Origin of the sequence: Sporosarcina luteola, assembly GCF_023715535.1 — a bacterium.
Lineage (GTDB): Bacteria > Bacillota > Bacilli > Bacillales_A > Planococcaceae > Sporosarcina > Sporosarcina luteola_B.
In genome coordinates this window covers 1-19,025 of the sequence record NZ_JAMBOI010000005.1, presented here as the reverse complement: position 1 = coordinate 19,025, position 19,025 = coordinate 1, and the positions used below count along the sequence as shown (strand labels likewise).

Annotated in this window: 16 protein-coding genes and 1 pseudogene; all 17 read right to left on the bottom strand. The window is 47.7% G+C overall.

Going from position 1 to position 19,025, the window contains the following annotated elements:
• Positions 1-8: 8 nt before the first annotated feature.
• The gene (gene secA / locus M3191_RS11550; RefSeq protein WP_251700540.1) at positions 9-2,513 is read right to left on the bottom strand and encodes a preprotein translocase subunit SecA; all 2,505 of its coding nucleotides are present in this window, start codon (positions 2,511-2,513) and stop codon (positions 9-11) included.
• A gap of 149 nt (positions 2,514-2,662) precedes the next feature.
• Entirely contained in the window at positions 2,663-3,226 is a 564-nt protein-coding gene (gene hpf / locus M3191_RS11545; RefSeq protein WP_251700539.1) for a ribosome hibernation-promoting factor, HPF/YfiA family, read from the bottom strand.
• Between the two features lie 194 nt (positions 3,227-3,420).
• Positions 3,421-4,902: a methyl-accepting chemotaxis protein gene (locus tag M3191_RS11540; RefSeq protein WP_251700538.1), complete on the bottom strand. Its 1,482-nt coding sequence runs from the start codon at positions 4,900-4,902 to the stop codon at positions 3,421-3,423.
• 189 nt (positions 4,903-5,091) lie between these two features.
• The gene (locus M3191_RS11535) at positions 5,092-5,430 is read right to left on the bottom strand and encodes a hypothetical protein (protein WP_251700537.1); all 339 of its coding nucleotides are present in this window, start codon (positions 5,428-5,430) and stop codon (positions 5,092-5,094) included.
• A gap of 11 nt (positions 5,431-5,441) precedes the next feature.
• The gene (gene fliS / locus M3191_RS11530; protein WP_251700536.1) at positions 5,442-5,843 is read right to left on the bottom strand and encodes a flagellar export chaperone FliS; all 402 of its coding nucleotides are present in this window, start codon (positions 5,841-5,843) and stop codon (positions 5,442-5,444) included.
• Between the two features lie 63 nt (positions 5,844-5,906).
• Positions 5,907-7,409 carry a flagellar hook-associated protein 2 gene (locus tag M3191_RS11525; protein WP_251700535.1) on the bottom strand — a complete coding sequence of 501 codons (1,503 nt, stop codon included), beginning with the start codon at positions 7,407-7,409 and terminating at the stop codon, positions 5,907-5,909.
• Positions 7,410-7,424: 15 nt separating this feature from the next.
• A complete protein-coding gene (gene flaG, locus M3191_RS11520; protein WP_251700534.1) occupies positions 7,425-7,796 on the bottom strand; it encodes a flagellar protein FlaG in 372 nt (123 codons plus the stop codon).
• A gap of 137 nt (positions 7,797-7,933) precedes the next feature.
• On the bottom strand, positions 7,934-9,613 hold the full coding sequence (locus tag M3191_RS11515; RefSeq protein WP_251700533.1) for a M20/M25/M40 family metallo-hydrolase: 1,680 nt from the start codon (positions 9,611-9,613) through the stop codon (positions 7,934-7,936).
• A 127-nt stretch (positions 9,614-9,740) separates the two neighbouring features.
• Positions 9,741-11,222: an acyl-CoA synthetase gene (locus M3191_RS11510; RefSeq protein WP_251700532.1), complete on the bottom strand. Its 1,482-nt coding sequence runs from the start codon at positions 11,220-11,222 to the stop codon at positions 9,741-9,743.
• 18 nt (positions 11,223-11,240) lie between these two features.
• A complete protein-coding gene (gene fabG, locus M3191_RS11505) occupies positions 11,241-11,981 on the bottom strand; it encodes a 3-oxoacyl-ACP reductase FabG (protein ID WP_251700531.1) in 741 nt (246 codons plus the stop codon).
• Positions 11,982-11,993: 12 nt separating this feature from the next.
• Positions 11,994-12,893, bottom strand: a complete 900-nt coding sequence (phaZ, locus tag M3191_RS11500) for an intracellular short-chain-length polyhydroxyalkanoate depolymerase (RefSeq protein WP_251700697.1) — start codon at positions 12,891-12,893, stop codon at positions 11,994-11,996.
• A 21-nt stretch (positions 12,894-12,914) separates the two neighbouring features.
• Positions 12,915-13,919 (bottom strand): annotated as a pseudogene (locus M3191_RS11495) (3-oxoacyl-ACP synthase); the annotation flags it as partial.
• Entirely contained in the window at positions 13,916-14,908 is a 993-nt protein-coding gene (locus tag M3191_RS11490) for a branched-chain amino acid ABC transporter permease (protein WP_251700530.1), read from the bottom strand. The gene M3191_RS11490 and the pseudogene M3191_RS11495, both read right to left, overlap by 4 nt.
• 4 nt (positions 14,909-14,912) lie before the next feature.
• A complete protein-coding gene (locus M3191_RS11485) occupies positions 14,913-15,773 on the bottom strand; it encodes a branched-chain amino acid ABC transporter permease (RefSeq protein ID WP_251700529.1) in 861 nt (286 codons plus the stop codon).
• A gap of 13 nt (positions 15,774-15,786) precedes the next feature.
• Positions 15,787-16,494, bottom strand: a complete 708-nt coding sequence (locus tag M3191_RS11480) for an ABC transporter ATP-binding protein (protein ID WP_251700528.1) — start codon at positions 16,492-16,494, stop codon at positions 15,787-15,789.
• Positions 16,472-17,245 (bottom strand): ABC transporter ATP-binding protein, encoded by a 774-nt coding sequence (locus M3191_RS11475; protein WP_251700527.1) that lies wholly within the window; start codon positions 17,243-17,245, stop codon positions 16,472-16,474. The genes M3191_RS11480 and M3191_RS11475 overlap by 23 nt, the downstream gene beginning before the upstream one ends.
• A 108-nt stretch (positions 17,246-17,353) precedes the next feature.
• A complete protein-coding gene (locus M3191_RS11470; RefSeq protein WP_251700526.1) occupies positions 17,354-18,610 on the bottom strand; it encodes a substrate-binding domain-containing protein in 1,257 nt (418 codons plus the stop codon).
• Positions 18,611-19,025 lie beyond the last annotated feature (415 nt).

Below are 19,025 nucleotides of genomic sequence, written 5' to 3'. Positions count from 1 at the left end.
GGCAGTTCTTACTTACCGTGGCAGTTTTTATATTTTTTGCCGCTTCCGCATGGACACGGATCGTTACGGCCGATATTGACCGAGCGGCGCACCGGCTTCTTCGTCACTTTCTCGCCGTCTTCTTTCGGGTTGACGGCCTGCCCTTTCGCTACTTCCTCACGCTCGAGGTTGTTGCGGATTTCAGCTTTCATGACATATTTCGCGGCATCATTTTCGATTGCCGTCACCATTTCCTCGAACATTGCAAAGCCTTCCGATTGATACGCACGGAGCGGATCCGTCTGGCCATATGCACGTAAGTGGATTCCGTGGCGCAATTGGTCCATCGCGTCGATATGATCCGTCCATTTCGAATCGATCGCCCGCAGAAGGACGACCTTTTCAAACTCGCGCATCCGGTCTTCGGACATTTCGGCTTCCTTCTCATTATATCGTTCAATGACCGCGTCGTGAATCATTGATTTTAATTCCTCTTCGGTTTTTCCTTCCATATCCGCAACTGTCAAGCGGCCTTCAGGAAGAAGGTTCGCGCCGAGGAAATCCTCTAAGCCTTTCAATTTCCACTCGGAATCTTTGTCTTCAGGTGCATGCATCGCAATTACACGGTCGATGACATTCTCAAGCATCCCTTCGAGTACCTCGCGGATATTTTCGGATGCAAGCACTTCATTACGTTCCTTATAGATGATTTCACGCTGCTGACGGAGTACATCATCATATTGCAGCAAACGTTTCCGGGAATCAAAGTTATTCCCCTCGACCCGTTTCTGCGCAGATTCAACGGAACGCGACACCATTTTCGATTGGATCGGCGTCGTATCATCCATGCCAAGCTTCGTCATCATGCCTTTCATCTGCTCGGAACCGAACCGGCGCATCAGTTCGTCCTCAAGGGACAGATAGAATTGCGTCACACCCGGATCCCCTTGACGGCCTGAACGTCCTCGCAGCTGGTTGTCGATACGGCGGGATTCATGCCGCTCCGTACCGATGACCGCAAGTCCGCCGACATCTTGTACGCCTTCTCCAAGCTTAATGTCCGTACCACGGCCCGCCATATTCGTCGCTATCGTCACCGCGCCTTTTTGCCCGGCTTCCAAGATGATTTCAGCTTCACGGCCATGGTTTTTCGCATTCAATACATTATGCGGAATGCCATATTTCTTCAAGTAATTCGAGATGATTTCAGACGTTTCGATTGCCACCGTACCGACGAGCACTGGCTGCCCTTTTTGATGCCGTTCTTTGATGTCCTCGGCAACCGCTTTATATTTTCCATCCAATGACGCATAAATCAAATCCGGACGGTCATCCCGTGCAATCGGACGGTTCGTCGGGATGGCGATGACATTCATATTGTAAATATTACGGAACTCTTCCTCTTCCGTTTTCGCAGTACCTGTCATTCCGGACAGCTTGTCATACATCCGGAAGAAGTTCTGGAACGTGATTGTAGCTAGCGTCATCGTTTCGTTCTGGACTTCCAAGCCTTCCTTCGCCTCGATCGCCTGATGCAAGCCATCGCTGTAGCGGCGTCCGCTCATCAAGCGTCCTGTGAATGAATCGACGATGACAACTTCGCCTTCCTGGACGACATAGTCGACATCGATATGCATGCTCGCATGCGCCTTCAACGATTGGTTGATGGCATGGTTCAACGTGACGTGCTTCAAATCGAACAAGTTCTCGATGCTGAACGCCTTCTCCGCCTTTTCAATACCCGCTTCCGTTAAAACGACACCTTTTGTCGACTCGTCATAGGAATAATCCTCTTCCTTTTTCAACGTAATGACGAAACGGTTCGCCAAACGGTAAAGCTCCGCAGATTTCGCCGCTTGCCCTGAAATGATCAATGGCGTACGCGCTTCATCAATCAAAATCGAGTCGACTTCGTCAATGACCGCATAATGAAGAGGACGCTGCACTTTATGCTCGTCGTACAACACCATATTGTCGCGCAAATAGTCAAACCCGAGCTCATTGTTCGTCGTATACGTGATGTCCGCGGCATACGCCTCACGCTTCTCCTCTTTCGACAGGCTGTTCAAGTTCAAACCGACCGTCATTCCGAGAAACTCGAATAGCTCGCCCATCTCCGTCGCGTCACGGCTTGCAAGATATTCGTTCACCGTCACGACATGGACGCCCTTGCCATCAAGCGCATTCAAATAAACCGAGAGCGTTGACGTCAACGTCTTCCCTTCACCGGTCTTCATCTCCGCGATATTCCCTTCGTTCAAGGCAGCCGCACCCATGATTTGCACACGGAACGGATACATGCCAAGCACACGGCGTGATGCTTCACGGACAACCGCGAACGCTTCCGGCTGAATGTCTTCAATCGACTCGCCGTTCGCAACCCGCTCTTGGAATTCTTCCGTTTTCGCTTTCAGCTGCTCATCGGAAAGCTGTTCCATTTCAGTTGCATGTTCTTCTACTCTATCTGCAATCTTCTCTAGACGTTTCAAATCTCTTTTATTCGGATCAAACATTTTATTCAATACGCCAAGCATTTAGGTCACATCCTCATTAAGTTCACCCTTCATTTTAACACTCTGAAAAGCGCCGTGCAAATAGTCCGGGCAATTTAGAACGGATTTTTCAAAAAAACATTTATCATCAATAAAACCCCCGGATTTCTCCGGGGGCGATGCATATTCATTTAGTTGGTTTCGATTAATCCGTATCTTCCGTCTTTACGCTTATACACGATGTGTGTACCGTCGGAATCGGCGTCTGTGAAGATGAAGAAGCTGTGGCCGAGCATGTTCATTTGAAGGATGGCTTCCTCTTGGTCCATCGGCTTCAAATCGAATTGCTTTGTGCGGACGACTTCAAAATCAGATTCATCGTTTGTCTGCTCTTCATTATTGCTTCTTTCCTTCTCAACGGATTGGAGGAAGGCTGCGACGCCTTCGCGTTCGCGGAATTTGCGGTTCACTCTTGTTTTATATTTCCTGATTTGACGCTCGAGCTTGTCGACGATCAGATCGATTGCCGCGTACATATCATCATGGCGTTCTTCCGCCCGAAGAGTCAAATTCTTCATCGGAATTGTAATTTCCACTTTAGTCTGTTTGTCGTTATACACTTTCAGGTTTACATGGGCTGTTGCATTCGCGCCCTCTGTGAAGTATCTTTCGAGTTTCAGTACTTTCTTCTCGACGTACTCACGAATTGCCGGAGTTACCTCAAGGTTTTCCCCTCGGATGTTAAAGTCTAGCATATGAACTCCTCCTTTAATTAACCGTTACTGTGTACTTCTACATCTATATTCTAATCTCCTTCTTTTATTCGAAGGAAAATTAAAATCTTGTCGAATTGTGACGGATTCATCACGTTGGAGTTTATCGGCTTTTCTGCCAGTTTAACTGGTTACTCATCTATTCCCTATTTTCAGTATACCAAATCTGGGAACAATTATCGAACTTCAACCAATTCTTTCGTCCGCCTCATTGTTCCGTCCAATGTTCTGACGATACGTTCGTTATCTGCGACAGTTGCGTGTACGGTTGCATTCACCTCTTCAACGGAAGCGCTTGATTGCGCCAGCAGATCCGCAAATGCGACCGTCATTTCACCTATGCCGGAGGTCTCATCCGCAATGACTTTCATTTTAGCATCAAACATTTCAAATCTTCGATGGAGTCCATCCAACGTCTGGTGCATCAATTCGATTTTCTTTTCCGCCTGAACGGTCATCGCTCCTTGCGACTTCAGTTTTCCGGTGCTTGCTGCCAAATTTCCCTGCGACTGGCCGTTCATCGTATTGACATCATTCAAGTTGCCATTGATTTTCGTCAACGTCTCGGCGGTCATATTGGCTAGCTTCCGGATTTCTTCCGCAACGACTGCAAACCCTTTTCCGTGATCGCCAGCGCGCGCCGCCTCGATCGATGCATTCAATGCCAACAGATTCGTCTGTCCGGTGATCGTCTCAATCGATTTGGCAAGTGCGTTTGTTTGTTCAATATTTTGCGTGAGCGTGCCGAATGAACCATTCAATTCATTCAATAGCAGCTCGACCTCTTCCATGCCGGTACGCACATTGCGCATCATGTGTACAATTTCAGTGGACTCTCTGCGCAATTCCGATACTTCCGCAACCATCGAATGAGTCTCATCTTGCATTTTCAACACATCGGTCTGTGTCCGCTCAGCATTTTGGGCTATTCTGCCGATCTGCTCGGCTTCCTGCTCCACTCCCACGGCAAGGGTGTTCATAATGCCGAGCAATTCCTGCTGGGAAGCGAGATGCTGCTCAGCAGTCGCGCCAATCGACATGAGATCATCCGCCACTTGCTCAACGTTTTTATTCAAGCTGCGATGCTTCCGTTCCTCTTCCAGTGCCAACTCCGACTGCTCTGCCGTGAATTGATTCACACGCGCCTCAAGCTTCTTCGTTTGACTGATTTGGATCAGCAGCCCGACAGCCATGAGGAGGAGCGGCAGGACCATGCTTCCTTTGCTTGACGCAATCTGTTCCTGATGAGGGTATTTCGTCAAAAACACGATCAGCACGAGCATGGACATGACGAAACCGAAAGACATGATCCGCATCGAAACGTGTACGCTTGCGATTCCCGCAATGAAGAACGCAATGCCTGCAGTCGCAATGGACGGATCCCCGACAACACCGTTAAAAATTGCTGCGGCCCCTGAAATTCCGACGATGACCCAAGGGAACAATTTTTCAAAGAACTTGAATTTCCTTGATAAAAGATAAAAGATAATTGACGTCGTCATAGGGATCGTCATGCTGATCGTCTTCAACGCATCCTGACCGGTCACAAAGTAATAAATTGCACCAATCAGGCTTGAAGCTCCGAGTGTAATGAATAATATGAAGTTCTTCTTCGCAAATTGCTCCTGCTTTAATTTATCCACATTTTCTGCTCCCATACCCATTCCCCCTTTCTCGTTCTAGTAATCTCTTGCCTATGTTTTCAATGTATCACGAATAGTAAAAAAGCTCCATATAAAACAATAGTCCAGAAGAACTCCGGGCACTTTATTTCAATTGCTTCAAACGAATCGCTTCTTCTGCAACCAATTTAAAAAAACACCAACCAGGGCTACCTGATTGGCCAATTATTGCTTTGTATCGTAGAATGTTCCGTCCCGCGCCACCTTGCCGTATGGATTGACATAGCTTTTGACATGTACTTTTTTTGACTGAGCTGCGGTAATATCGGAGCGGATCAATTTTGTATAGGACCCAAGAGCGGCAGCAACTTCCTTCTCGAGTGCAACGAGGTCTTTGCCCAGTTGTTCTTCTTCCGGTGTGAAAGGTGCGACGATTTCCGTCTGCAGCGCATCTCTTTCATCGAGCAACTGATTGATTTCATCGATGACAGCATCTCGCTGCTCTTCCCCGATGCGGCTCGTAGCGGATAAGAGCTGATGTGCCGCTTCCTTCCACCGGATCATCGCTGGCCGAATCATATTCCGTCCGTATTCGCGTACTGCTGCGTGCGATTAATCTGAATGACTTGCTTCCATGTATCGCGAAACTCCGTTATAATCTCAGCTGCTTCGTTATAGAACGCAATATCGTTTTTTATATTTCCTTCAATCAGTCGATTATTGACAAAGTCATAAAGCACCATCATATTTTCAGATACCGGAACAGACATGTCCAACGTGATCATCAGTTCCGACACAATCGCCTGTGCTTTTTGCGTCGCCGTGTTCTTCTCCTCGATATAGCCCTGTTCCATTGCCTTCTTCGCCTGATGAATGAACTTCAAGCATCCATTATAGAGCATGAGTGTCAATTCACCTGGTGTTGATGTGTTCACAGAATTGTTCTGGTATGTTGCATATGGATTATTTATAGCCATTAGTTGCAGATCTCCTTTTAAGGGATTACCAAAATTGGCAGATTCCCCTTTTACTCGCTATTCTTACTGGCCGCCAAACATATTCATCATATTTGCCGATTGAGCATTCGCCCGTTGGATTGCCTTTTCCATAGCCGTGAACTGTCTCCAGTAGCGATCTTCGGTCATTTTTAGGCGATCTTCGAAACGTTCGATTTGCTTTTCCATGCTTTTTAGGCTGCGACCCAGGACGAATGTATCGTTCACCACATCACCCGAGCCCGCCTTCTGCTCGATGCTTTTACGCGTATCACCAACCACTTTACGATACTGTACTGCAATTCCACCGTCTATTGGATTTTTGTCGTCGGTCGGCTTCCTGTTGAACAATTGGTATACTTTATTCGGATCCTCAGTGATTGCCTCACGCAACTTTGTCTCATCAATAATCAGCTTGCCGTTGTCCTTAAAGTTAATGGAAGTTGAGATTCCAAGATTATGTAAGCTCATCTTATCATTTGGGTCCGGACCAACTTGAACAGAACTAGACATGACGGAACGTAAACTCGTAAGCATGTTTGAAATAGAAGGATCGTTCCGTAGAGTCCCGCTCTTCGCCTTTTCTTCCCACAGCTCGATTTCTTTCTCCTTCATGTCTTTCTTCTGCTCGTCTGAAAGTGGCTGGAAATCACGGTATTTCGGCTCACGTATCTTTTTATTCAAGTCTTCGATAAGCTTGTTATAATCATCCACGAACTTGACGACCGACTCGACCACTTTGTCTGTGTCTGGTGCCGAGCTGAAAGTGACCGGCGCAGTTGTCGGTTGTTTCAGGTTGATTTCGAAACCATTTATGGTGAATGTGTTCGATGATCTTGTTGTTTCTAAACCATTGAAAGTAAACACTGCGTCTGTTCCTGCCTTACTTTCTGTATTGGATAGTTTAAGCTTACTAAGCATATCGGCATCTCCTGAAATGCTAATTGTGCCTAGCCCTGTATTTTTAGCAGACATTGCAATTTTACCTGTACCGGAATCAAAAAATGCGCTTACACCTGCCTTTTCATTGATCTCTTTAAGGACAGAATCAATTGTCGAGTCGCCGGTGATTTCAATGTCAACTGCTTTCTGATTAGGTGCTGTAATTTTTATTGTTCCAGTGCCTAAATTAAGTTCACTAAACTTAGCCTTCGAAAATTCCTCAGCTGTTACTTCTTTTTCGCCAATTATTAGCTTTTTATCTGGGTTAAAAAATGATTCACCATGCAAAGTCGCCTGTGTTGCCAAACTTTTAACTGCAATCGTTCCCGAGAACTCACTTGTTGCGTTTAACGCACGAATGCCGACAGCATCCTCGTTCGATATATTCATTTTCTTCACATTGAACGTGCTTTGCTTCATGATCGTGTCGAACAAATTATTATATCGGGCATAAAGATCTCTATTAACACTCCGATAATCATCCAACTGCCATTCCGTGTATTGTTTTTTCTGTGTAACCTTTTCTAAAGGGATGCGGTGGGCTTTCATCATGTCTTTGATGATTTGTTCCGTGTCCATTCCCGTTGCTAGTCCGCTAATTCGCATGTGTTAGGTACCTCCTCAAATTTTCCGGTCGATGAGCAATCCGACAAACTCCTTCATGGCTGCGTACACATCCATCAGTTTTTTCGAAGGAATCTCTCGGATCACCTCGTCTGTTTTCGAGTCGACGATTGTCACGTAGTATTCCTTTAATTCGTTGTGCAGTTTGAATTGTAATTGGGTGTTCATGCTCTCCAGGAACTTATTCATACTATCGGTCATCTGCTGTGCTTTTTCTACGGGCAGTTGACGTTCTTCCCTTGCCTGTTCTTGGTTTTGTATTGAAACGGCCTGCACTTCCGCCACCACGACTCCCCTGTCCGGTGCTACGCTTTCCACTTTCGCGCTTAATTGCTGCATGCCGTTCGCTCCTCCAATGCGTCCAACCATTATTCCCAGCCTCCCCCGTAATCGAAAATCCCATTGTTGCTTATATCGGCTGATGCCTATGATAGTTGAGCGGATTCGGTAAAAATAAACGTGTAATTGGAAATGAAAAATGGCGGCGACCCGTAGGCCGCTCGCCATTACTCGTGCGTATTTGTTAAGACTTCCTGAATTACATGATTCGTCAAGTTCGGCACGATCTCCAATGAATATGTCATTTCCATCCGCTCAAGTTGTTTATGGCCGTCAATTCCGTATGGACCTATGTTGATGACTGGAATATTCAGCTCGTGCACATCTTCATATGCGACATGTAGTTTTTTGCCCCATGAAGGCGTATTTTCCACCATATATCCAATATCATCCATATCATCACTCATCGCAATGAAACTCATATCTGATATATGCGGGAAGAAGTTTTTTGCAATTATCGGGTGGTCGTAATCCGGCTGTACCGCATTAATTGCATTATCCAATGCATCTAATAGTCTTTGTTCATCTTCCGTATCCCCTGCCAGTGCAACGCGCGGTGAGTATAATGATGAATAAAAGATGATGATAGCTGGACTTTTATCCGGCATGAACTTCCAAGACTCCTCGACGACACGAGCAGCAAACATCCGAGTATCAAGCGTATCATCTTGCATTAATTCCTCTTTGAACTCTTTCATATGATTATCATATTTATCGCCGTGTGCATTTAGTAACATCTCTTGCATTTCACTATACGTAAATACTCGTGGCTTCCAAGGAATTGTACGAGTTGGCTGGCCACTCATCCTGCAATAGGTTAGATAGCGTTCTTCAAACGAAGTGAGTGCATTCGTAAAAGCGATTGTTGCTTGTTCTTTTAGTAAATCTAGAACCTTCTCCGGTGACCAGGAGTGGACGAAGAAATTATAGTACACATATGCAGAAAGCGCTGTTTGGACAGTATAAGAAGGTTTTAAATCAGTTTGTTTCAATGAAACCGGCGGCATTGTTGTTTCTTCTAAGGCCGTATCACTCAGATCGGGATTGTAGTTGATTTGCTTCGTTAATTCAGCAGCGATGAAATTCGGGTCCAGGCCATCAAAAGCTGATCCGACATGGGTCTCTTCGCCTGTAATGAAAAAGGATGGCAATAACTTGCCGACCGTGCCTTTATATACATAACGATTTTCATCACCTTCAAATGCCGGGGCGACAAAATCGCTATTAATGGCTGCTACATATTCAAATGCGTGCTCCTTTTTCCAGTTTTTCAATGTTTGTAAAGCAGATAAGATACCGTGGGAGCTGTCCTCTTCATCACACTCCGCAATGAAGACGAGGTTGCCATCGAGCAGTTCAGGATGTTCGGCATAATAGGTCAGCAAATACATATTGCTGGCAAGACCGCTTTTCATGTCAAGAACTCCTCGACCGAAAAGCCAATCGCCTGACTCCAACTGCTTTTTAGCTTGTTCCGGTATGTTCTCATTTTGTAAGAAGTCCATCCACTCATCAGGGGAAAAGGCTAAATCACGCTGTTTGCCGAAGTCATCAACTCCGACCGTATCGAGATGCCCCATTAAAACGACTGTGCGATCGCTTTCTCCCTTTGTTCCTTTCACGAATGCAAGGATGTTATATCGTTCTCTATCGTCTTTGGTCGTTTGCTCAATAACGAGTTGGGAACGGTTTGCCGTAAAATAAGGATGGGTGGCCAAAAAATCATAAATGAATTTTGCAATGTCCTTTTCTCCATCCGTGTTAACAATGCTTTTAATACCAACAAGCTTTTTTGTAATCGACAAGATTTCATTGCGGCAATGAAGCTTCTTCCTATCCATCTTCATACGACATTCCCCCGGTCTGTGTCACTATGTTTTTATCTACTATATAAATTTCACGTATTTGTTATATTCCATGTTATCAAATAAAATAGGTATCTCCAAGCCACAAAAATGGCTTACGAGACACCTATTACTTCATTAGCATCTTGCACAGGCTTCCGCTATCAATCTTTCCAACATGGGTTTTTGGAAGCTCCGGCAAGATAATGAATTTTTTCGGAACTTTATAGGATGCGAGAGTTGCCTTGCAATGCACTATCAATGACTTTTCATCAAAATGTTCTTCCTCTTCAATCGCAACAAAAGCGACGACCGTTTCCCCCCACACTTCGTCAGCCATGCCAACGACCGCCGCTTCGCGGATGCCGTCGTACGTGATGAGGCATTGTTCCACTTCTTGTGGATAAACATTTTCACCGCCCGTAATAATCATATCTTTTTTTCTTCCGACGATAAATGCGTCCCCGTCATCGTCAATTTTAGCGAGATCCCCTGTCCGAAGCCAACCGTCTTTCACGACTTCCTCTGTTTCACTCAATTTATTCCAATAGCCCGAAAACAAATGCGGACCTCTCAGCAATAATTCCCCGATTTCACCATCCACACATCGATTCCCTTTTTCGTCCAGCACTTGTATTTCATTAAACAACATGCTTTTCCCAACCGATCCGATTTTACGCACTGCATCTTCAGGGCGGATGAAAAAGTTATTCGGTCCCGCCTCCGTCAACCCGTATCCTTCCTTGAAGCGCAAACCTTTCCGATGGAATGATTGATAGATCGTCTTTGGACAAGGCGCGCCGCCCGATAGGAATACATTCATCGACGGGAAGGAAGATTGATGGAAATAGGGTGTCTGGATCATCATCTGATACATCGTTGGAACAAATAAAGAAATTGTCGCTTCATATTGATCCGTTGCCAACAATGCTTCTTCCGGGTTGAATTGATGTCCAATGACGACCGTGCCGCCCGACATGAGCAACGGGATGCATAATGCGTTCAATCCGCCTGTATGGAAAAGAGGCATATAATTGATCGTCGTGTCGCGATCCGACAATCCCCAGCTCGTGATCGTGTTGAGTGCATTCCAGTTGACCGCATCATAGGAAAGCATGACTCCTTTCGGCAACCCGGTCGTGCCCCCCGTGTAGATGATCATCCACGTGTCCGAACGATTACCGTGATCCGTTGGCTGCCAGTTTGCAGGCGGGAGCACCGTCTCGATAATCGAAAGTGAAATCGATCCCTTCACAGTCAATCCACCCATACAATCTTCAAAATCATCATGGAAGAGGAGCAAGACAGGCGTGCAATCATCCAGCAGCGAATTCAATTCCATTTGACTCAGCCGCCAATTGAGCGGGACGTAGATCAATCCTTGCAGCTCGCAGGCGAAGAGCACGGCGAAGAGCTCCGGACTGTTCGGTGAATAGACGGCGATACGATCGCCTTTTTCATAGCCTTGCTCTCGGAAGAATGATGCCCAGCGCAAGATCCGGTCTTTTAAATCGTTGTATGTCCAGCACGTTTCCGTATGGACGTCGATCAATGCGGGCCGTTCCGCGGAGAGTGCGGCCCTTTTCAATATCCAGCCATGCTCATGGAACACGCGGAACCCCTCCTTCCCTTACATCATTATGCCGCCGTCAACATGTAAAACATGTCCGTGAACATAGTCCGATTCAGAGCTTGCCAAGAAAAGATACGCATTCGCAATGTCTTCAGGCTTCCCAAGCCGTTGCAATGAAACGACGGATGCCATTTGCTTGATGATGTTCTCAGGCATCTTTTCGACCATCGCTGTCGCCGTGAATCCAGGCGCCACTGCATTGACATTGATTCCCTTGCGGCCAAGTTCCTTCGCCCATGTCTTCGTCATCCCGACGACCGCAGCTTTTGTCGCCGCGTAATTCGTCTGTCCGAAATTCCCATACACGCCGCTGACGGATGATGTATTAATGATTTTCCCTTTGCTTGCCGAAATCATATGTGGCGCAACTGCTTGCGTACAGTTGAAGACGCCCGTCAAGTTGACGTCAAGCACCCGTTGGAAATCCGCAGGGTCCATTTTTAGGAGGGTCGCGTCTCTCGTAATCCCAGCATTATTGATCAGCACATCGATTTTTCCGTGTTGTTCAATCGTTTGTTCCACAAGAAGATCGACACTTTCGCGGTCGACGACATCCACTTGCACGAATGTGACGTCATGCCCTTTTTCTTTCAAGAGCGATTCTTGTTCTTTCCCGGACTTTTCATCAAAATCAGCCATGATGACGGAAGCCCCTTCTTCCGCAAAACGCTCGCACGCAGCGAGTCCGATTCCGTTCGCACCACCCGTGATGATGGCCACTTTTCCTGATAATCTCATGCTGTCCACTCCTTATTCTAGAAACGATTCAATTGTATTCTTTAGTTTCTCCAGATTATCGACCAGCGGTGAATGCCCCATATCTTCAAGTGAAATGAATGTTGCATTATCGCCGAGGTCTTCCATGATTTCCTCCTGCATCTTTGCCGACACGACATAGTCGCGGTCGCCGTGAAGCACGAGAACTGGAATGTCGATATCTTTCGCCTGGTCGGTCCCTTCATTGACGCCGTTAGTATTGGTACTAATATTGAACGTGTTCAGCGAATGATACACATCCGCCAAATTCCGCTGGGTGAGCATATCGTCCACATATTCATCGTATTTCGATGGTTCCGGCTGGTTATGCGTGTAGATTAATGCATTCCATACAGCCTTCAGCCCATCTCGGTTTTTATTGTCATAAAGTCCTTGCATCGCGAGCGTCTTGCCGGCGTCCTGCTCGACATCTTCAATCGTCTGGAGCCGATGTTCGGGATCAGGACCGCCATCCTCATTCGTCCCGAAAAACGGATAGCCGCGAGTAGATGCCGATGCGAGCAGCACTAGCTTTTCACATTTTCCCGGATGATCCGCCACAAATTGCATGCAGACAGCCCCACCCGTCGACCAGCCGACTAAGTGAAATTTTTCAAGTTCTAATGTCTCAATAAAGCCCGCCAAGTCCTCCGAAAAGTCACGGATGCCCGTCACTCTTTCGTTGTACGTCGATTCCCCGAACCCTCGGAGATCCGGTGCGTAAATCTTATACTTCGTATTCATGCTATCCATCAGGACGTCCCAATGCTTCGACGATGTCATATTGCCGTGGACAAGGACGACAACCTGCTCGCCGCCTTCCCTTTCCCGATAGGCGATTTTTTCATTGTTCGCCAGTTCCACTTTCTTCAGTCCCACTTTTTGAAGTGACATGTTACTTCTCCCCTCACTTTTTCCCCATTTCACCGTGATTGCCCCCCATGCATACCCGATGCCTGCGCTGACGAGAACGGCGATATGTCCATCGTTCAACTTATTCTCTTCTATAGCAAGCTCCAAAGACAAAATCTGGTCCATCTGTCCGATATGCCCGTATTCGTGTAAGTAGATTGATTGGCCATCATTCAGACCGAGCTCCCGCAGGACGAAATCATGCGCCGATTTCTTCATATGCAGGATCGCTAGATAATCGATGTCTTTCTCCGTAAACCCGCTTTTCTGCAATGAACTGCGGATGACCTTCAGGAAGTTTTCCATCGATTTCTGTTCGAGCCGCGCTTTCATGCCAATCGGATCGAGCACGTCAAGGCGATATAGCCCTTCTTCAAGATCACTTGCCGTCAACGGCTTTTTCGTCCCGCCGACCGGAACGACGACATCCTCGGAAAAGGATCCGTCTGTAATGAGCTCCGCCTCGAGTACGATGTTTTCCGTGTGGTCGCGCCGCAGAATCATCGCAGCCCCGCCTGCAGCCAAGTTGAACATGAAGCGGGTCCTTTCATTGCCATAATCGATAAAATCACCGTTCCGATAACCGCCAGCGAGAAGGACTGTCCGGATGTCCGGGTCCGCCAACATAAGACTTTTCGCCACTTTCATTGCCATGATTGTTGTACCGCAACGGAGCGCTACATCAAAGGCCCAAGCGTGATAAGCGCCAAGCTCCTCCTGCATCTTGATGGCGGCGGTCCATAACGGATATTCCTTATGCTCTTCACCGATATAGATGATGACGTCGATTTCCTTCGGGTCGACTTGCCCTTTCCGGAGCGCCTGGCGAGCCGCCCAGACGCCCATCGCGACGGTGTGATCATGCTCCCCGGGAATCGGTTTTTCCGTAATCCCCATCTTCGTTTTCACAACGTCCGCGGGCAATCCGGACCGTTCAGCGATTTCTGCAGCAGACATTTTTGTCGATGGGATATATGTGCCTGTACTGACAATCCCGACAACCGTCATGAGACCTCCCCCTTCCCGACAGGCCGTGTTTTCGTTTTCCGCTTCCAAAGCTTTTCACGAACCGTTCCAACGATGCCGCGCGGGAAGAAGATCACCGCCAGGATATAGACGATGCCGAAGAATATGATCCATCGTTCGAAAATCGGATAATCTTTCGCCAATCCGGATAAATAATGCTGCGTCAATTCGATGACACCTGCACCGACAATCGGGCCAATCAACGTTCCGACGCCGCCGATGATCGTCATGAGCAATGCGTCAAGCGTGATATCCATCGTCAGTACGCTCGTGTTGACGAACCGTAACGATACCGCGTACAGAGAACCCGCCAAGCTAGCGATGACTCCCGCAACGACGGACGCAATCACTTTATAATGCAATGTATTAAAGCCAAGTGACCTTGTGCGCTGTTCATTCTCTCTCACCGCTACCAAGACGCGGCCGAATGGGGAGTTGACGAATCGCCGCAGCAACAAGTAGACGAGCACAAGACAGATGAGCGTTACGAAGTAAAACATCATCCGGTCCTTGAAAAACTCGGGCGCCTTGAACGTAAAACCGTCATTCCCTTGCGTCACCGTACGCCATTTTTCCGCTAGCACTAGAAACAATCCGGAAACGGCCAATGTGAGCATCGCGAAGAAATGACTTTTCAACCTTAACGTCAGCAGTCCGATGAAAAAACTGACCAAAGCCGCAATCAGCATCCCGCAAACAATCGACAAAATGAAGACGCCGATCGAAGGCTCCATCCGTTTCAGCATAACGGCTGTCGTATACGCCCCCATCCCGAAGAACATCGCATGCCCGAACGACACAATGCCCGTATAGCCGAGCAAAATATCATAGCTCATTGCCAAAATCGAAAAGATGAAAATCTGTGTCAAAAGAATCGTCCATGTTCTGGAATCCGATACGAACGGGAAAACGGCGAGCACGAGAACAATCACTCCGAGAAACAGGGTGTTCCATTGAAATTTAGTTTTCATGCCGTCACCCCTTTGCCGTGAAAAGCCCTTGCGGACGGAAAATTAATACGATGGCCATGAGCATCATATTGACCGCAAGTGATAGAGCTGGAACGTAATACGCCATATAGCTTCCCGCAAGGCCGACCAGAATGGCGGCAAACAAAGAACCCGGAAAGCTGCCCATCCCGCCGATGACAACGACGATGAATGCCAAAATTGCAAATTCAAAGCCCATTTCCGCGTAAATGACTCCGGAATAAGGAGCCATCAATACCCCGCTTAACGCCGCAAGCGCAGAACCCGCCATGAAGACGTACAAGAAAACGCGCTTTATATTAATGCCAAGCGCCTGCACCATGTCTTTATCCATGACGCCAGCCCTGACGATCAAGCCGATTTTCGTCTTCTGCAGCATGTACTGGAAGACGCCGAAAACGAGGAAGCCGACGATAATGATGAACAGCCGGTATTTGATAATGAGGACATCCCCGAATTCCCAGCTTCCCGCCAAGTATGACGGCACTTTCGCCGCCATTTGATTCGGACCCCAGACGACTTTCAACAGCTCCGTCAGCACAAGCATGAAGCCGAGCGTAATGAGGATCTGTTGGACGTGATTGCCGTACACCGGAGTAATAATGAGCTTTTCGGTAATGAAACCGAGAATAATTCCGGTAATGATGGCGCCGATGATGCCGATGACAAAGCTTCCCGACAATGTATAAAACCAGACACCCGAGTAAGCGCCCCACGCAAACAGCCCGCCATGCGCGAAATTCAGCACGCTCATCAAACCAAAAATGAGCGTCAAACCGGAAGCGAGAAGGAAGATGAGCATGCCCGTCGCCAAACCGTTCACCGTCAAATTGATGAGTAATTCCATCGTGCAGCCCCCTTCATCCGATTCCTAAGTATTTTCGTTTCACTTCTTCATTATGGATCAGATCCGCCATCTCGCCGGCATGGACCGTTTCCCCGTCATCAATGAGTGTATATCGATCGCCTATCCTGCTCGCCATCATGAAATTCTGTTCAACGAGCACAATTGTCGTGCTCTTTTTCATTTCCGTGATTGCCTCCATCACCTTCTCGATGATGATCGGCGCGAGGCCTTTTGACGGTTCATCGATGAGTAGCAGCTTGCTGTCATTGACGAACGCCCGCGCCATCGCAAGCATCTGTTTCTGCCCACCTGACAGATGACCCCCGTCCTTCTTCCAAAACGTCTTCAAATCCGGGAAAAGCTGTAGCACATAATCCTGCCGCTTATATGCCGCTTCGTCTTCCTTACGCATGGCGACTTTCATATTCTCCTCGACGGTCAAGTCTGCAAAGATGCCCTGGTCTTCCGGCACATAGCCGATGCCGCCGTTCGCAATCGTATATGTTGCCTTTTTCGTGATGTCCTGTCCATTGAAAACGACCGCGCCTTTCGAAGCGGGCGTCAATCCCATTATCGTCTTCAACGTCGTCGTCTTCCCCGCCCCGTTGCGCCCGAGCAGCACGCTCACTTCCCCTTCTCGCGCTTCGAAGAAAACCCCTTGAAGGATATGGTACTGGCCGATATGCGTATGGATGTCCTCAACTTTCAGCAAGGTTTTCATCATAAAGTCCTCCCAAATACGCATTTTGGACGGTCTCATTGTCCATGATTTCCTGCGGGCTCCCATCCGCCAACAGCTTTCCGTTGAACAGAACCATAATTGAATCCGACAGATCTAAAATCATATCCATCTTGTGTTCAATCAACAAAATCGTCTTCTCTCCGGTCTGTTTGATCTTCCGGATGACGTCCAATATCGCTGGCACTTCCTCAAGGGACATGCCGGCGGTCGGTTCATCGAGAAGCAGAACTTCCGTATCTAGCGCAAGAAGCATCGCGATTTCGAGCTTCCGCTTCTCCCCGTGTGATAATTGGCTCGCAATTGCGTGCTCCTTGCCGTCAAGCAACACGAGGGCAATCAACTTCTCCGCCTCTTCAATAAGCTGCTTATAATGAAGGAAGTGGCGGACCATTTGATAGCGGATCTTCTCTTTTGATTGGACAGCAAGCCGGACATTTTCCAGCACGGTCAAATTCGGAAACACGTTCGTAATTTGGAATGAACGTCCGAGTCCCTTCCGCGTCCGGGCTACAGCCGATAAGGAAGCCATCGATTCCCCCTTGAAGAAGACGTCCCCTTCCGTAGGTCTCAACTCGCCGCTCAATAAATTGAAAAATGTCGTTTTGCCTGCCCCGTTCGGCCCGATGATTGACTTCAAGTGCCGTGGCGGCATTTCAAAATTCACATGCGATACGGCCGTATGTCCCCCGAATCGAATTGTCAGGTTTTCTGTTCGTATGATCGGTTCCAATCGTTCTCCCCCTTCCCCGTCCTTCTCAATCGGATGAAACAAGCAATTTGATCCGATTGAGAAGGACAGCGATGCCACTGTCCTTCTGTATTTTATTCCCGCAGGTTATTAGTTTTTGATCGGCGGCTCGGTTTCATCAGCCGAAAGCTCTCTTATGAGAACCGGAACCGGATACGGGACGCCATCCTGCTTTTCAAGCTTGATGGAGTAAAGCGTTTGCAATGCTTGGTGATCCTCTGCCCTGAATGTCATCGTCCCTTTCGGCGTTTCGAAAGACATTCCTTCCATTACTTTAATCAGTTCGTTGCCATCCGCATCGCCATTCGACTTCGTCAACGCTTCGACAATTGCGATCGCTGCGGACATGCCGCCCGGTGTGAATAAATCCGGAACTTCGCCGTTATAGCGCGCCTTATGTTCCTTAACGAGCCAATCATTCACTTCATTGTTAGGAAGCGTGTGATAGTAAACGGAGAATCCTTCCATGCCGACAAGCGGCTCCATGATGGAAAGCGCCGGAATGTCCGGTGCACCTGTCGAGATCTTGATGCCTTTCTCTTGCATCTTCAAATCGGCGATCTGGTTCCAAGGCGAGTTTGCCCCAGCCCAGACGACAAACATATAATCCGGCTTCGCTTCAATGATCTTCTGCAAATTGGATGTGAAATCCGTTGCTGCAGGATCCGCGAATTCTTCGATGATGACTTCCGCTCCAAGATCTTCAGCCGCTTTCTTGAACGCCGCTACGCCATCCCATCCGAATGAATAATCCGGTGCGAATGTCGCGATTTTCACGCCAGGACCTGCGATTGCAGCAGCTCCCGCGACGGCATCCTGTGACGAGTTACGCGCCGTCCGGAAAATGTATGGATTAAATTCCGATCCAGTGATACTATCCGCAACAGCCGGCTCGACGATCATGATCTTCTCGTACTCTTCAGCTAGAGGCAGGACCGCGAGTGTGTCGCCGGAGCTGGAAGAACCTACTAGGAAATCGACTTCATCTTCTTCTAGAAGCTTTGTCGCTTTTTGGACAGCGACTTCAGGCTTCGTTTCCGTATCTTCATAAACAACTTCGATTTTCTTTCCTGCGACTTCCATCGTACCGCCCGTCGCATATTCAAGACCTAGCTCGAAGCCTTGCTTTGTCTGTTTGCCGTATGACTCAAGCGCACCTGTCAAAGAGGCGAGGACACCGATTTTGATCGTGCCTTGCTCCTCAGTTTTGTTATCCCCTGACACTGGCGTCGTCTTCGCTGGTGTTTCTTTTTCCGTTGACGCTTCCCCTTCTTCCGATTTGCTGCAAGCTGCGCTGATGGCAAGCACCATTGCAAACAATAAGACCAACCACAATTTCTTCTTCATACTGCAACTCCTCTCTTCAATCGTTTTGTAATCGCTTTCTTTCTGTCTATTACTCTATTGGATGGGAGTTGCAAATGAGTTACAGAGATGATTGTATGCCTCTTTGGACGCGGGAGGGACTACTTTGAGCGGAGATTTGATTTCTTGAGCGCTGAAGGCGGATTCTTGAGCGCGGATTCGAGTTCTTGAGCGCGGAACCGAATTCTTGAGCGCGGATTCAAGTTCTTGAGCGCGAAACCGGATTCTTGAGCGCGGATTCGTGTTCTTGAGCGCAGGCAAGTCCATATGAAGATTGAGTCCATATAATTGTGTAAATAGGAAAAGGCCTTTTCCATCCCCTGTGATAAAATGTTTTCAACCACGATAAACATTTGGAGGAATGGAAAATGGCCCAACTTAATTTTAACCTAGATAT